At 64.9% G+C, this 16,659-nt stretch carries 3 protein-coding genes (1 of these 3 only partly in view); all 3 read left to right on the top strand.

Annotation, left to right across the window (positions count from 1 at the left end; translation table 11 throughout):
• Tightly spaced (each overlapping or abutting the next), the 3 genes in view from CFter6_RS12670 to CFter6_RS12660 form a layout consistent with a single transcriptional unit that may run on beyond the window.
• On the top strand, nucleotides 1-4,862 hold the end of the coding sequence (locus CFter6_RS12670; RefSeq protein WP_082814744.1) for a non-ribosomal peptide synthetase. 11,224 nt of this gene lie to the left of the window's left edge; only the last 4,862 of its 16,086 coding nucleotides appear in the window; its start codon lies off the left edge, out of view; it ends in the stop codon at nucleotides 4,860-4,862.
• The gene (locus CFter6_RS12665; protein ID WP_061540227.1) at nucleotides 4,859-8,371 is read left to right on the top strand and encodes a non-ribosomal peptide synthetase; all 3,513 of its coding nucleotides are present in this window, start codon (nucleotides 4,859-4,861) and stop codon (nucleotides 8,369-8,371) included. The genes CFter6_RS12670 and CFter6_RS12665 overlap by 4 nt, the downstream gene beginning before the upstream one ends.
• Nucleotides 8,368-16,659, top strand: a complete 8,292-nt coding sequence (locus tag CFter6_RS12660; RefSeq protein ID WP_061540226.1) for a non-ribosomal peptide synthetase — start codon at nucleotides 8,368-8,370, stop codon at nucleotides 16,657-16,659. Before CFter6_RS12665 ends, CFter6_RS12660 begins: the two co-directional genes overlap by 4 nt.

The raw sequence follows: 16,659 nt of genomic DNA, 5'->3' as shown, positions 1-16,659 counted from the left end.
CGCACTACCTGCGCCAGCTAGGCGTGCGGCCCGACGACCGCGTCGCTCTGTGCCTGGAACGCGGCATCGACATGGTAGTGGCCGTGATCGCCACGCTCAAAGCCGGCGCCGCCTATGTGCCGCTGGACCCGGTCCATCCCCGCCAGCGCCTGGCCCAGATGCTGGAGGACAGCGCGCCGGCCGCGCTGCTGACTCAGGCCAGCTTGCGCGGACGGCTGCCGCCGGGCACGCCAACCGTGGCGATAGACGAAACGCCATGGGAACATTCACCCTGGGCGGCATGCCCGATGCACAATCCCGATCCGGCCGAGATCGCACTGAATCCTGCGCATCTGGCTTACGTTATCTACACTTCCGGCTCCACCGGCGTCCCCAAGGGCGTGATGGTGGAACATCGTCAGCTCAGCCATCAGGCGGCGGCCCTGAACAGCCTCTATGCATTCCAGCCGGATGACCGGGTGTTGCAATTCTCCGCGCTGAGTTTCGACGTCGCCGCGGAAGAAATCTTCGGCGCCTTGTTGCACGGCGCCACACTGGTGCTGCGCAGCGATGCCTGGATCACCGATCCGCAACGCTGGTGCCAGCTGTGCGCGGACCACAGGCTGACCGTCGCCAACCTGCCGACGTTGTTCTGGCAGCGCCTGGCGCAGGAAACCGACGTTGCCATTCCGCCGCAGCTGCGCCAGATTGTCATTGGCGGCGATGCCGCAAGCGCGGCTGCAATCGCGGCGTGGTGGCTGCGTGAAGGCCATCGCCCGGCGCTGAACAATGCCTACGGCCCGACGGAAACCACGATCAATGCAACTGTCGCGCGGTGCGGACCGCTGGACGGCGTCGCCAGTATCGGGCGGCCGTTGCCCGGCGTCCGCATCTATCTGCTGGATGCGCACGGCCAGCCAGTGCCTATCGGCGTGGCTGGTGAAATCTGTATCGGCGGCGCCGGCGTCGCACGGGGTTATTTGCATCGTCCACAGCTGACGAATGAACGTTTCGTCCGCGATCCGTTCGCGGGCAAGCCGGCAGCGCGCATGTACAAGAGCGGCGACCTGGGGCGCTGGCGCGCAGACGGCACTATCGAATTCCTCGGCCGCACCGACTTCCAGGTCAAGATCCGCGGTTTCCGCATCGAACTGGGTGAAATCGAGGCGCAATTGTCGCGCATCGCCGGCATACGCGAAGCGGTGGTGATCGCCCGCGAGGACCGGCCGGGCGAGCAGCGGCTGGTGGCTTACCTGGTCGCCGCGACAGGCGCATCGAGGCCCGACCCGGCCCAGCTGCGAGCCTTGCTGAGCGCGCAGTTGCCGGACTATATGCTGCCGGCGGCTTATGTGCCGCTGGAGATGTTGCCGCTGGCGCCGAACGGCAAGTTGGACCGCAGGGCGCTGCCGGCGCCGGAAGGCGATGCCTTCATCCGCCGTGTCTACGAGGAACCGTTAGGCGAGATAGAACAGATTCTGGCGCAAATCTGGTCAGGCCTGCTTGGCGTCGAAAGCGTCGGCCGCCAGGACAGTTTTTTTGAACTGGGCGGCCATTCGCTGCTGGCAGTGCGCATGATCTCGCAATTGCGTCAGCGCCTGGAGATTGAATTGCCGCTGGCCGCGCTGTTTGCGCATCCGCAACTGGCAGAGCTGGCGCGTGACGTCGCCGCGGCAGGGCGGAGCACCTTGAGCGCCATCACAGCGACGGATCGTTCCAGGCCCATGCCGCTGTCCCATGCCCAGCAACGCTTGTGGTATGTCACCCAGATCGATGCGCAGGCCGGTCCCGCCTACCATATCCCCGGCGCATTGCGGCTACGCGGCGCGCTGGACCGGAAGGCGCTGCAGGCTGCCATGGATCGCATCGTCGAACGGCACGAAATACTGCGGACCCGTTTTGTCAGCGTCGATGGACAACCCTGCCAGGTGATCGATGCGCCAAGCGGTTTTGCACTTTCGCAAAGGGATTTTTCCGGCGCCGGCCCGGACGAGCTGAAGCGGATTTACCGGCAGGAAGCGGTCGAGCCGTTTGACCTGGCGCGCGGCCCGCTGATCCGCGGCCGCCTGCTGCGCCTGGGCGACGACGATCACGTGCTGTTGCTGACCATGCACCATATCATTTCCGATGGCTGGTCCCTGAGCGTGCTGGCGCGGGAATTTTCTGCGCTGTACCGAGCCATGCGCCATGGTGCAGCCGATCCGCTGCCGCCGCTGGCCATCCAGTATGCCGACTACGCGGCATGGCAACGGCAGTGGCTGCAAGGACCGCTGCTGCAACAACAGCTGCAATACTGGACAGGGCAGCTGCATGGCGCTCCCGGGCTGATCAGCCTGCCGACGGACCGGCCGCGGCCGGATATCCAGGACTATCGCGGCGCGTCCATCGATGTAGCCCTGGACGAAGAACTCAGCCGCGGCCTGAAAGTGCTGGCCCGGCGCCATGGCGTCACCTTGTACATGACCGTGCTGGCGGCCTGGGCGGCAGTGCTGGGGCGACTCAGTGGGCAGGCGCAGGTGGTGATCGGCAGTTCGGTGGCTGGCCGCTACCGGACCGAACTGGAACCGTTGATCGGTTTTTTCGTCAACGCCCAGGCGCTTAGCTTCAAGCTCGACCGGCAGTCCGATGTGCGTCAGCTGCTGGCGCAGGCCAGGCAGGTTTCCTTGCAGGCGCAAAACCATCGCGATGTGCCGTTCGAACAGGTAGTGGAAGCGATTAATCCGGTGCGTTCGATGGCCTACAACCCCATCTACCAGGTCCGGCTGGCATGGCAGAACACGCCCGAGACGCGCCTTGAGCTGGAAGGATTGAGCTTCGAAAGCGTCGGCAGCGGCGCCGGCAGTGCGCAATTCGATCTGTCGCTGGACCTGGAGCAAGCCGGCGATCGCATCGTCGGCCAGTTCAATTACGCAAGCGCTCTGTTCGACCAGGCCACGGTGCAGCGCCACTGGGGTTACCTGCAAGCGATGCTGCGCGCCATGGCCGCCGACGATAGCCAGCCGGTCGAACGGATCGCACTGCTCGACGCGGCCGAGCGCAGCCAGCTGCTGGAGACATTCAACGATAAGCAGCGCGCCTATCCCGCCGGCGCACTGGTGCATGGCTTGTTTGAACAACAAGCGGCGGAACATCCCGATGCGATAGCGCTGGTGTATGAAGATGGGAAACTGAGTGGGCAACTAAGCTATGGCGAACTCAACCAGCGCGCCAACCAGCTGGCGCACCACTTGCGCAGCCTGGGCGTAAGGCCCGACGATCGCGTCGCCTTGTGCCTGGAGCGCAGCCTGGACCTGGCGGTAGCGCTGATCGCCACGCTGAAGGCCGGCGGCGCTTATGTGCCGCTGGACCCGATCCATCCCGACCAGCGCCTTGCGCACATGCTGGAAGACAGTGCGCCGGTCGTGCTGCTGACTCAGGCGCGGCTGCATGACCGACTGCGCCTGCCACAAGGCTGCACGGCGCTGTTGCTGGATGGCACGGCGTGGCAGCAATCGCCCTGGGCCGCGGCGCCGACGCACAATCCCGATCCCGGCGCGGCCGGACTGGACGCTTCGCACCTGGCTTACGTCATCTACACTTCAGGTTCCACCGGCACGCCCAAAGGCGTGATGGTGGAACACCGCAACGTGCTGACTTTCCTGCGCGGGCTGGAAGAACGCATCCACGGCTTGCAGCCAGATTGCCGCCGCATTGCCTGGAATTCGTCGTTCGGTTTCGACATGGCTGTCAAAGCCTGGGGCCAGCTGACGATGGGGCGCACGGTTTTCCTCGTTCCGGAAAACACTCGCCTCAGCGCAGACGCAATGCTCGGTTTCATCGAAAAACACGCCATCGATGCCATGGAATGCACGCCGTCGCAGCTGCGCATGATGCTGGGCGCCGGTTTTCCTCAGGAACGAGGACATACGCTGCGCAAGTTGCTGCTGGGCGGCGAAGCGATCGATGCGGCGACCTGGCGCACCCTGGGCAGGGAAGAAACCGTTAGCTTCTTCAATATGTACGGACCGACCGAATGCAGCGTCGACGCTGCTTGCGGAGCGGTCGCCGGCGACATCCCGCAGATCGGCAGCGTAATGCCGAACGCCCGCATCTACCTGCTGGACCCATACCGTCAGCCGGTGCCGTTGGGCGTGACCGGTGAAATCTACATCGGCGGCGCCGGCGTGGCGCGCGGTTACTTGCACCGGCCGCAACTGACGGCGGAACGGTTTCTCGACGATCCGTTCGCGGCCACTGCCGCCGCGCGCATGTACAAGACTGGCGACCTGGGCCGCTGGCGGCAGGACGGCACGATCGAATACCTCGGCCGCAACGACTTCCAGGTCAAGATCCGCGGTTTCCGCATCGAACTGGGCGAGATCGAGGCCAGGCTGATGCTGCTGCCCGGCGTGCGCGAGGCAGCCGTGACGGCGCGCGAGGACAGTCCCGGCGGCCAGCGGCTGGTGGCATACGTGGTGCCGGATTCCGCCATGGCCGCTCCGGCACCTGGCGAACTGCGCGCACAACTGAGCGAGCAGCTGCCGGACTATATGCTGCCGGCAGCTTACGTGAGCCTGGCGGCGCTGCCGCTGACCGCCAACGGCAAGCTTGACCGCCAGGCCTTGCCGGCGCCGGACGGGCAGGGCCTGGCGCAGCAGGGTTACGAAGCGCCTGCCGGTCCGACGGAACAGGCGCTGGCGACGATCTGGGGCCAGCTGCTCGGGGTCGAACGGGTCGGGCGCCACGACAATTTCTTCGAACTCGGCGGCCACTCGGCGCTGGCGATCCAGCTGATCCACAACATGAGCGAAAAGCAGCTCCAGGTCGATGTGCAGATGATCTTCAACGCGCCGACCCTGGCCCATTTGGCCAGCGCCACCATTCAACTCGAGGAGATCGTGCTATGAGCGCGCGAGATTTGCTGGATACACTAGATGCCATCGGCATCACCTTGCGGGCCGACGGCGACAAGCTGTCCGTGGTCGGCGACCAGAAATTGCTGGCCGACAGCGACCTGATCGCTTCGCTGCGCAGCCACAAGAGCGATCTCATCTCACTGCTGCAGCAACGTGCGGCCACGGATACTGCGGGCTACGTCATCCCCGTGGGGACTCAACTTATCACCCCAGCCATGCTGCCGCTGCTGGAACTGCAACCGGCGCAAATCGAAGCGCTGGCGCAAGCCACGCCGGGCGGCGCAGCCAATATCCAGGACATCTACCCGCTGGCGCCGCTGCAAGAGGGCATACTCTTCCACCACCGCCTGCAAGGCGCAAGAGACGCTTATGTACTGCCCACTCTGCTGAGCTTCGACAGCAGGCAAAGGCTGGACCGCTTCGTGCAGGCGCTCAACCAGGTTATCGCCCGACACGACATCTTGCGTACCGCGGTACATTGGGAAGGCTTGAAGGAGCCGGTCCAGCTGGTCCAGCGCCAGGCCAGCCTTGCAATCCAGACGTTAAGCTTCGATGCCGACGCCGACGATGCAATGGCTCAGCTGTTGGCACATGCCGATCCGCGCCGCGTCCGCCTCGATGTGCGCCAGGCGCCTATGCTGCGCGCCTATGCAATACCTGATGGCACAACCCAATCCTGGCTGCTGCAGCTGCTGCACCATCACCTGGTGCTGGACCACACTGCATCGCAGCTGCTGGTGCAGGAGATCATGCTGATTCTGCAGGGGCGGCAGGCTGAGCTGTTGGCTGCCGTGCCATTCCGCCATTTCGTGGCACAGGCGAGGCAAGGCATGGGATCGGCTGAGCATGAGGCCTATTTTCGCCGGGAGCTGGGCGATGTGGAGCAGCCGACGGCGCCGTTCGGTCTGCTCGATGTCCAGGGCGACGGCAGCAATGTACGGCAAGCCAGGTCGCGCCTGGAACCGGCTTTGGCGCAGCGCTTGCGGCAACAGGCGCAAGCCGCGGGCGTAAGCTGCGCCAGCCTGTTTCACTTGGCATGGGCCAAGACGCTGGCGTGTCTCACCGGACGCGACGACGTGGTGTTCGGCACCGTACTGTTTGGCCGCCTGCAAGGCGGTGCCGGAGCAGCGCGCGCCATGGGCATGTTCCTCAACACCTTGCCGTTGCGCGTGCGGCTGGAGCGGCTCAGCGTGGAACAAGGGCTAAGGCAGACCCATGCCGCGCTGATCGAACTGCTGCGGCACGAACATGCATCGCTGACCCTGGTCCAGCGCTGCAGCGGCCTGCCGGCGAACTTGCCGCTGTTCACCAGCCTGCTCAATTACCGTTACAGCCACGAGGGCGGTGCAGACAGTACGGCGATGGAAGGCATACAGCACCTGGGCGGTCACGACCGCACCAACTACCCCTTTGTGCTGCATGTCGACGACCTTGGCGCGGGTTTCGACCTGTGCGCAGAAATCGATGTCAGCGTATCGGCGCCGCGGATCTGCGATTTCATGCAGCAAGTCTTGCGCAGCCTGGTGCAGGCGCTGGAACAAGCACCGTACATGCCACTGCAGGCAATCGAGGCCATGCCCGCCGCCGAGCGCCACCAGCTGATCCATGGTTTCAATCGCACGGCGACCGAGTACCCGCGGCATTTGTTGCTGCACCAGCTGTTCGAGCAGCAGGTGGTGCGACAGCCACAGGCCATTGCCGTGCGGTGCGAAGAACGCTGCCTGAGCTATGCCGCGCTCAACGCCAGGGCCAACCACCTGGCGCGGCGCCTGCGTGCGCTGGGCGTAGGGCCGGACGCCAGGGTCGGCATCTTCCTGGAACGCAGCGCGGCGATGGTGGTGGCCTTGCTGGCGACGCTCAAGGCCGGCGGCGCTTATGTGCCGCTGGACCCGGCCTATCCGGATACGCGCCTGGAGCATATGCTGCGCGACTGCGCGCCGGTGACGGTACTTACCGAGGCGAACCTGGCCAGCCGCCTGCCTGGGCGACAGGCGCGGCTGCTGGTGCCGGATACCGATCCGCTAAACCACAAGGGCGACGAAAGTAATCTTGTTGCCGCCGAACTTGGATTGACGGAAAACCATCTTGCCTACGTGATCTACACCTCCGGCTCCACCGGCCAGCCGAAAGGCGTGATGAACGAACATCGGGGCATCGTCAATCGCATCCAGTGGATGCAGCAGGCTTATCGCCTGGATATGCATGACGTAGTGCTGCAAAAAACGCCGTTCAGCTTTGATGTATCGGTCTGGGAATTCTTCTGGCCGCTGATGGCCGGCGCGCAGCTGGTGATGGCGCGCCCGGGCGGGCACAAGGATCCGTCCTACCTCAGCGAGCTGATCCGCGGCAGCGGCGTAACCACGCTGCATTTCGTGCCGTCCATGCTGCAGGTTTTCCTGAACCATGACGAAGCGGCATCTGCCTGCGCCAGCGTGGCCAGGGTGATATGCAGCGGTGAGGCGCTGCCGGCGCCATTGGCGCGGCAATTCCTTGCGCAATTGCCGCATGTTGGCTTGCATAACCTGTACGGGCCGACTGAAGCGGCGGTAGACGTCACCGCCTGGACCTGCATTGCAGACGAAGCTGCATCGGTGCCGATCGGCAAGCCGATCGCCAACACCCGCATCTACCTGCTGGATCAACACATGCGGCCGGCGCCGATTGGAGTGGCGGGCGAACTCTATATCGGCGGCGTGCAGGTGGCGCGCGGCTACCTGAACCAGCCGGCGCTGAGCGAGCAGCGTTTCCTGGCCGATCCTTTCGTCGAAGGCGGTCGCATCTACAAGACCGGCGATCTCGGCCGCTGGCGCGATGACGGCACCATCGACTACCTGGGCCGCAACGATTTCCAGGTAAAGATTCGCGGCTTCCGCATCGAGCCTGGCGAGATCGATGTCCAGCTGGCCACTATCGCCGGCGTGCGCGAAGCAGTGGTTGTCGCGCGCGAGGACGGCCTGGGCAGCCAGCGGCTGGTGGCCTACATAGTGGCCGAGCCGGATGCCGGCCAGCTGGATCCGGCGTTACTGCGTGCGCGGCTGGGGATGAGCTTGCCTGATTACATGCTGCCGGCTGCCTATGTGCTGCTCGATTCCTTGCCGCTGACAGCCAACGGCAAACTCGACCGCCAGGCGCTGCCCGCGCCTGAGGGCGATGCCTTTAACCGCCAGACCTACGAAGCACCGGCCGGCGAGATTGAACTGGTCCTGGCGCAGATCTGGAGCGAACTGCTGGGTGTCGAGCGGGTGGGACGGCACGACAGTTTCTTCGAGCTCGGCGGCCACTCGCTGCTGGCGGTGCAACTGCTGGAGCATCTACGCCGCCGCCGCTGGGCTATCGATATCCGCGCCTTGTTTGCCCAGCCCAGCCTGGCCGCAATGGCGGCGGCGGTCGCGCCGTCGCTGATGCCGGGCACCCCCGACATCAGCCCGGCTCGCAACACCATCCCGGCACAGTTGGCAGTGTTGGATTCAGAACAAGAAACCGAGGAGTTCAGACTATGAAAGCTGTGAGCGCAACGGAAGCGGAAGCACTGATCGAGCTGCTGGAAGAGAGCAAGATCAGCGTCCGCGTTGAAGATGGCGAGCTGGTGATCAAGGCGCCGCGCGGCGTCCTGACGCCAGCCATGATGGCGTCGCTGAAACTGCACAAGCAAGCGCTGCTGAGCTGGGCCGCCGTCATCCCGCTAGGGCAGCCGGCCGCGCCGCCGCCCAGGATCACGCCGGAGATGCTGCCCCTGGTGCGGCTGGAGCCGGCGCAGATCGACAGGATCGTCGAGGCGACGCCGGGCGGCGCCGCAAATATCCAGGACATCTACCCGCTGGCGCCGCTGCAGGAAGGAATCCTCTTTCATCATCTGCTGCAGCAAAAAGGCGACGCCTATCTGACGCGCTTGCTGATGGACTTCGACAGCAAGGAGCTGCTGGATCGCTTCGTGGCGGCTATGGATCAGGTGATCGCACGCCAGGACGTCTTGCGCACCGCCGTCCATTGGGACGGCCTGGCGGAACCGGTGCAGGTAGTCTGGCGCCAGGCGCGGCTGGATGTCGAGGTGATGGCCTTCGACAGCGGCGAATCATCGATACAACTACAGGCACAGCTGCAGGCGCATGCGGATCCGCGCCGCTTCCGGCTCGACGTGCGCCAGGCGCCGCTGATGAAGGGTTTTGCCGCCTTCGATCCTGACGGACAGCGCTGGCTGCTGCAGCTGCTGTACCACCATTTGGCGCTGGATCACATCAGCCTGGAATTGCTGGTGCAGGAAGTGGTGCTGATTTTGCAAGATCGCCAGGCCGAGCTGCCGCAGCCGGTGCCGTTCAGCAACTTCGTCGCCCAGGCGCGCCTGGGCACCAGCGCCGCGGAACACGAAGCTTTTTTCCGGCAGATGCTGGGCGACGTGGATCAGCCGACCGCACCTTTCGACTTGCTGGATGTGCAGGGCAATGGCGCCAATGCGGTGCAGTCCAAGCTGCCAGTGCCGGATGCGCTGGCGGGTCGGCTGCGGCGGCTGGCGCGCAGCCGCGGCGTCAGTCCGGCCAGCATTTTCCACCTGGCCTGGGCGCAAGTGCTGGCCGCCTGCACCGGCCGTGACGACGTGGTGTTCGGTACCGTGCTGTTCGGCCGCATGCAGGGCGGCGCAGGCGCCGACCGCGCCATGGGCATGTTCATCAATACGCTGCCGCTGCGGGTACGGCTGGGAGAGTTGGGAGCCGAGCAGAGCCTGAAGCAGGTCAATGGCGCGCTGATCGAATTGCTGCACCACGAACATGCCTCGCTGACCCTGGCGCAGCGCTGCAGCGCCATGCCGCCCAACACGCCGCTGTTCTCGGCCTTGCTGAACTATCGCTACAGCCGACCGGAAAATGCAGGCGGCGGCGCCGTCATCGACGGCATCCGCTACCTGGAAAGCCGCGACCGCACCAACTATCCGTTTGTGCTGCACGTCGATGACCTGGGACAAGGCTTTACGTTGACCGCAGAGATCGTCGACACCATCTCGGCGGAACGCATCTGCGGCTTCGTGCAAACAGTGCTGGAAGGGCTGGTCCATGCACTGGAAAACGCGCCGCAGACGCCGATGCACGCAATCGAGGTGCTGCCCGCCAGCGAACGGGATCAAGTGCTGCACGGCCTCAACAACAGCGCATGCGAACCCGGCGGCGCAAACCTGGTGCATGTGCTGTTCGAACAGCAAGCGGCACGCAGCCCCGACGCCGTCGCTGTCGAATACGAGCAGCAACGACTCAGCTACCGCCAGCTCAACCAGCAGGCCAACCAGCTGGCCCATCATTTGCGCGGCATTGGCGTCGGTCCTGACGACCGGGTGGCGATCTGCCTGGAACGCGGACCGCTGATGGTGATCGCCATCCTTGCCACGCTGAAGTCCGGCGGCGCCTACGTGCCGCTCGATCCGGCATACCCCGGCGAGCGCCTGGCGCACATGCTGGGCGACAGTGCACCGCTTGCGCTGCTGACGCAGGAAAACTTCGGTGCGCGCATCGAGACGCCGCCAGCCGCTATCCGCCTGGTGCTGGACCAGGCAGCATGGGAGCAGTCCGCCTGGGGCCAGGCGTCCACCTCGGACCCGAGCCCTGAGCTGATTACCCTGCAGACCTCGCACCTGGCTTATGTCATCTATACCTCCGGTTCCACCGGCCAGCCGAAAGGCGTAGCCATGCCGCACCGCGGCCTGGTCAACCTGCTGAACTGGCAGCGCGGCATATTGCCGCAGGCGGCGCGCACCTTGCAGTTCGCGGCCCTCGGCTTCGATGTCGCCTTCCAGGAAATATTCTCGACCCTGGCCGGCGGCGGCACGCTGGTGCTGCTGAATGAATCGTTGCGCCAGGATTTGCCGGCGCTGGCTTCCTGGATCAGCAGCCAGGCGATCGAACGCCTGTTCCTGCCTTACATTGCGCTGAACAGCCTGAGCGAGCTGTGGTCGCAGCAGGCCGCGCCGCTGCCGGCCTTGCAGGACCTGATCACGGCAGGCGAACAGCTGCGCATCACACCGGCGATCCGGCGTTTGTTCGAACATGACGGCGGGGCCCGGCTGCACAACCATTACGGGCCTACCGAAAGCCACGTGGTTAGCGCCCAGGTGCTGGCAGCGCCGTCTACCTCCTGGGAGGATTTGCCGCCTATCGGCCGGCCGCTCGACAATTGCCGCATCTACCTGCTGGACGCGCATCTGCGGCCGGTGCCGCTGGGCGTCGCCGGCGAGATCTACATCGGCGGCGTGCAAGTGGCGCGCGGCTACCTGCAGCAGCCTGGATTGACGGCGGAACGCTTCATCGATGACCCGTTTGCCGCTGGAGAACGATTGTACAAGAGCGGCGACCTGGGCCGCTGGCGCGACGACGGCTCAATCGCCTATCTCGGCCGCAACGATTTCCAGGTCAAGATCCGCGGCTTCCGCATCGAGCTGGGCGAGATCGAGGCGCAGCTGTCGCGGCTGGCCGGCGTGCGCGAAGCAGCGGTGATTGCGCGCGAAGACGCAACGGGCGACAAGCGCCTGATTGCCTATGTGGTGGGAGATCAGGAAACTGCCGGACTAGATCCCGCCGCCTTGCGTGCGCAGCTGGGTGAGAAACTTCCCGAGTACATGCTGCCGCTGGCTTTTGTGACGCTGCAGGCATTGCCGCTGACGCCAAACGGCAAGCTGGACCGCAATGCGCTGCCGGCGCCCGAAGGGCAGGCTTTCATCCATCGCACCTATGAGGCGACCATCGGCGACATCGAACAGACCCTGGCCGAGATATGGTCGGACCTGCTGGGCGTCGAGCGTGTCGGCCGCCACGATAATTTCTTCGAACTGGGCGGCCACTCGCTGCTGGCGGTGCGCCTGATCTCGCAACTGCGCGAACGGCTGGGCATCGAGCTGCAGCTGACTGCGCTGTTTACCCATCCGCAGCTGGACGAACTGGCCCATGAAGTGGCAGAAGCGGGCCAGAACACGCTTAGCGCCATCGCCAGGGCCGACCGCTCGGCGCCGCTGCCGCTATCGTTCGCCCAGCAGCGGCTGTGGTTCATTGCCCGGGTCGATCCGGAAGCCAGCAAGGCTTATCACATCCCCGATGCGGTGCGGCTGCGCGGCGTGCTGGACAAGGCGGCGCTGCAAGCTGCGCTGGACCGCATCGTCGAGCGCCATGAAGTGCTGCGCACGCGTTTTGTCGGCATCGGCGGCCAGGCGCGCCAGGTGATCGACGAGGCGCACGGGTTCACGCTGGTGCAACAGGAGCTGGGAGGTGCGAGCGACGCCGAACTGGAACAGATCTGCCGACAAGAGGCTGGCCTGCCGTTCGACCTGGCGCTTGGTCCGCTGATCCGCGGCCGGCTGCTGCGGCTGGGCGCGGACGACCATGTGCTGCTGGTCACCATGCACCACATCATCTCCGACGGCTGGTCGGGCGGCGTGCTGGCGCGCGAGTTTTCAGCCCTCTACGAAGCAATGCGCGCAGGCCAGCCCGACCCTTTGCCGCCATTGGCCATCCAGTATGCCGATTACGGCGTGTGGCAGCGGCAATGGCTGCAGGGGCCGCTGCTGCAACAGCAACTGCAGCAGTGGGTGCAACAGCTGCGCGGCGCACCCGGCCTGCTCGACCTACCCACCGACCGGCCGCGTCCGGCGATCCAGGATTACCGTGGCGCGAATATCGAAATCGCCCTGGACAGTCGACTCAGCCGAGACCTGAAAGCACTCAGCCAACGCCACGGCACTACCTTGTACATGACCATGCTGGCAGCCTGGGCGACGGTGCTGGCGCGTCTGAGCGGCCAGGAACAGGTGGTTATCGGCAGCTCCCATGCCGGGCGCAACCGGGTCGAGGTGGAAGCGCTGATCGGTTTCTTCGTCAATACTCAGGCGCTCAAGGTCGACCTGGCAGGACGCCCCAGTGTGCAGGCCTTGCTGGCTCAGGTGCGGCAGACCGCAGTGCAGGCGCAGAGCCTTCAGGATGTACCGTTCGAGCGGCTGGTGGAAGCGCTCAATCCGCTGCGTTCGATGGCGCACCATCCGGTGTTCCAGGTGATGCTGTCCTGGCACAACACGCCCAAGGTGGCGTTTGAATTGCCGCAGCTGACGGTGGAAAACGTAGGCGGTGCGCCGGACAGCGCCCAGTTCGAACTGTCGCTGGAGCTGCGTGAAGACGGTGAACAGATCTGCGGCCAGCTGAATTACGCCACCGCGCTGTTCGATGAAGCGACGATTCGCCGTCATTGGGGTTATCTGCAAGCTGTATTGCTGGGCATGGTTGAAGACGAAAGCCAGGCAGTCGACCAGATCGACCTGCTGGGCGAAGCCGAACGCAGCTTGGTGCTGGACACTTTCAACCGCGCTTTCAACACCGTGCATCGCGAACCGCGGCAAGACATGTTGGTGCATGCCATGTTCGAACAGCAGGCAGCGGCACAGCCCGATGCGGTGGCGCTGGAATTCCAGGGCGAGCGCCTGAGCTACCGCGAACTCAACCAGCGCGCCAACCAGCTGGCGCATCACCTGCGCCGCTTCGGCGTCGGTCCGGACCAACGGGTTGCGATCTGTGTCGAGCGCAGCCTGGAGCTGGTGGTAGCGCTGCTGGCTACGCTGAAAGCGGGTGGCGCTTATGTGCCTTTGGACCCGGTCTATCCCGACGAACGGCTGGCCCACATGCTGCACGACAGCGCATCGGTGGCGCTGCTGACCCAGGAGAAACTGCGCTCGCGCTTCGAACTGACGGAAGGCTGTGCTTGCTTGACGCTGGATGCTACGCCTTGGGAAAATTCGCCCTGGGGCGCCGCGCCGGTAAACAATCCGGATGCTGGCGAGGCCGGCCTGTCCGGCTCGCACCTGGCCTATCTCATCTACACCTCGGGCTCCACCGGCATGCCCAAGGGCGTGATGATCGAGCATCGCAACCTGCTCAATTTCCTGCATGGCATGGAACAAAACATCCACGGCCTGCAGCCGGATTGCCGTCGCATCGCCTGGAATTCTTCCTTCGGTTTCGACATGGCGGTCAAAGCGTGGGGACAGCTGGCCTGGGGCCGGACCTTGTACCTGGTGCCCGAGGCGACCCGCCTCAACGCCGAAGAATTGCTGGCTTTCCTTGAGCAGCACGACATCGAGGCGATGGAATGCACGCCCTCGCATCTGCGCACCATGCAGGCCGCGGGTTTCCTCACAGGCCGGGCGCCGACGCTGCGCAAGCTGCTGCTGGGCGGCGAGGCGATCGATAGCGCCACCTGGGCAGCATTGGCCGCCGTTGACGATGTCCTGTTCTTCAACATGTACGGCCCGACGGAGTGCAGCGTCGACGCCAGCTGCGGGCTGGTCGACGGCCGCCGGCCGCATATCGGCCATGTCATGCCGGGTGCGCGCATCTACCTGCTGGACCGGGAGCGGCAACCGGTGCCGCTGGGCTGCGTCGGCGAAATCTACATCGGCGGCGCCGGTGTGGCGCGCGGTTACCTCGAGCGGCCGGAGCTGACCGCCGAACGTTTCCTGCACGATCCCTTTGCGGCCGAGGCCAATGGCCGTATGTATCAGACCGGCGACCTTGGGCGCTGGCGCGAGGACGGCAGCATAGCCTATCTCGGCCGCAACGATTTCCAGGTCAAGCTGCGCGGCTTCCGCATCGAACTGGGCGAGATCGAAGCGCAGCTGCTGCAGACGGCGGGCGTGCGGGAAGCGGTAGTTATCGCCCGCGAAGACAGTCCGGGCGACAAACGACTTGTGGCATATTTCGTGGCCGTGCAGGACGCCGCCGCGCCGGATCCGGTCCGGCTGCGTGCGCTTCTCGGCGAGAAGTTGCCGGAATATATGCTGCCGGTCGCTTTCGTGCCGTTGCCGGCTTTGCCCCTGACGCCGAATGGCAAGCTGGACCGTAAAGCGCTGCCGGCGCCGGACGGGCAGGGCCTGGCGCAGCAGGCTTACACCGAACCGCAGGGTGAAATCGAGCAGATGATCGCCACGTTGTGGTCGGAATTGCTGGGAGTGGAACGGATAGGGCGCCACGACAATTTCTTCGATCTCGGCGGTTATTCTCTGATGATATTCCAGGTGATAGAAGGACTGAAGCAGAAGGGCTTCGAAGTAGCGCTGCAAGATATCCTGCTGGCGCAGGAGCTGAGCACGCTGGCGCAACTGATTACGGTCAACCGGAAGCAACTCGGTAAGCAGGAAAACGAGCAGTGGATCAACATCCGCAAAGGCGGCAGCCGGCGGCCGCTGATCTTCATCCACGAACCTAGCGGCGAGGTGCTGTCCTATGAGCGCCTCACCCGCCATATCGACGAGGAGATCGGCATCTACGGCATCCGGGCCGACCGCAACGCCGTCAGCGCCGACAGCAGCAACGAAGCGCTGGCCGCAAGTTATGTCGCGCTCATCAGGCAGGCCCAGCCGGACGGCCCGTATCGCCTGGCCGGCTGGTCTGCCGGCGGCGTGCTTGCATACGAAGTCGCCAGGCAGTTGCTGGAACAGGGACAGGGCGTGGAATTCCTCGGCCTGATCGACAGCTGGCATCGCGGCGTTGCAGACCGCGGGATATCGGAACTCGGCCTGAGCGACAAGCAGATGCTGCTGGTCGCTTTCATCGAATATTTCGGCTACAAGCTGGCCGACGACGAGGTTGCGCAAATCCTCGCAAGTACAGACCTGGCGTCGGCCATCGCCTGCGCCAGGGACAACCGCTGGCTGAAGAAGGAAATGAGCAGCGGCGAGTTCGAGGCCAGAGCTGAGCTCTGGTTCAACCTGAGGGCAGCCGCGCACCGGTACTACGCCCAGCCGCTCGATGTCGCGGCACACCTGTTCACCGCGCATCCGCCGGAGTCTTCCGATCCGGCCAACGGCTGGAGCGCCGTCCTGCGCGGGCGGCTGCAAGTCCATCCGATCGGCGGCGACCACTGGAGCATCATGATGGATCCCGCGCGCGCCGGGCGGGTAGGAAGCGCCATCTCTTCCATCCTGGCCGGTATCGACAGGGCGGCAAAGCCTGCCGAACCGGCACTGCACGCTTCCGCGGTAGCGATCCGGACCGGCAGCGCCAAGACGCGCAAGGTGTTCTGCATCCCGGGCGCCGGCGCCAACGCCACCTCCTTCCTCGACCTATGCGCCGGATTCGCCGGCGACGCCAGTTTCATCGGACTGGAGGCGGCGGGTTTCCTCGGCCTGGAGGGAATGCCACCGTCGGTGCAGGAGGCGGCGCAGCGTTATGTCGAAGCAATCAGGTCGATGCAGCCGGCCGGCCCTTACCATTTACTGGGCCATTCCTTCGGCGGCTGGATCGCGCTGGAGATCGCCAGGCAGCTGATCGAGGCAGGCGCCGTGGTGGCCCCGGTGGTGCTGGTCGACACCCAGGCGCCGCGTGTTCACGGCCACGCCGGCCGCGACCAGGCCATGCATGAATATGTCAAGTTGATGGACCTGAACATCGCCGCCGGCCTGGGTGTCAGCGCCGCCGATCTCGCCAGCCGCGACCGGCCGTCGCAGGTGCTGCTGGTGTTCGAAAAGATGAAGCAAGCCAGGGTGCTTCCGGCCAGGGCGCGCCTGGAAGACTTCGAACCGGTGATCGAGATGTTTTGCCGGCAATGCGGCATCGGTTACCAGGCGCAGCAGCCGTTCGGCGGACTGCCGCTGCTGTTCTGTGCGGCGCAGGCAGATGAAGATGAGGGTCTCGACCTTGATGCCTGGCGACGGCTCGAACCCGGGCTGAGGGCCTTACATGTCGACGGCAGCGATCATCTGTCGATCCTGAAACCGCCGCATGTCGCACGCCTGGTGGAAGAGATCGGCAAACACTGGTATCTCGGCTGA

The organism is Collimonas fungivorans (genome assembly GCF_001584145.1).
GTDB classification, from domain to species: Bacteria; Pseudomonadota; Gammaproteobacteria; order Burkholderiales; family Burkholderiaceae_D; genus Collimonas; species Collimonas fungivorans.
This window is presented reverse-complemented; position numbering and strand designations above follow the sequence as displayed.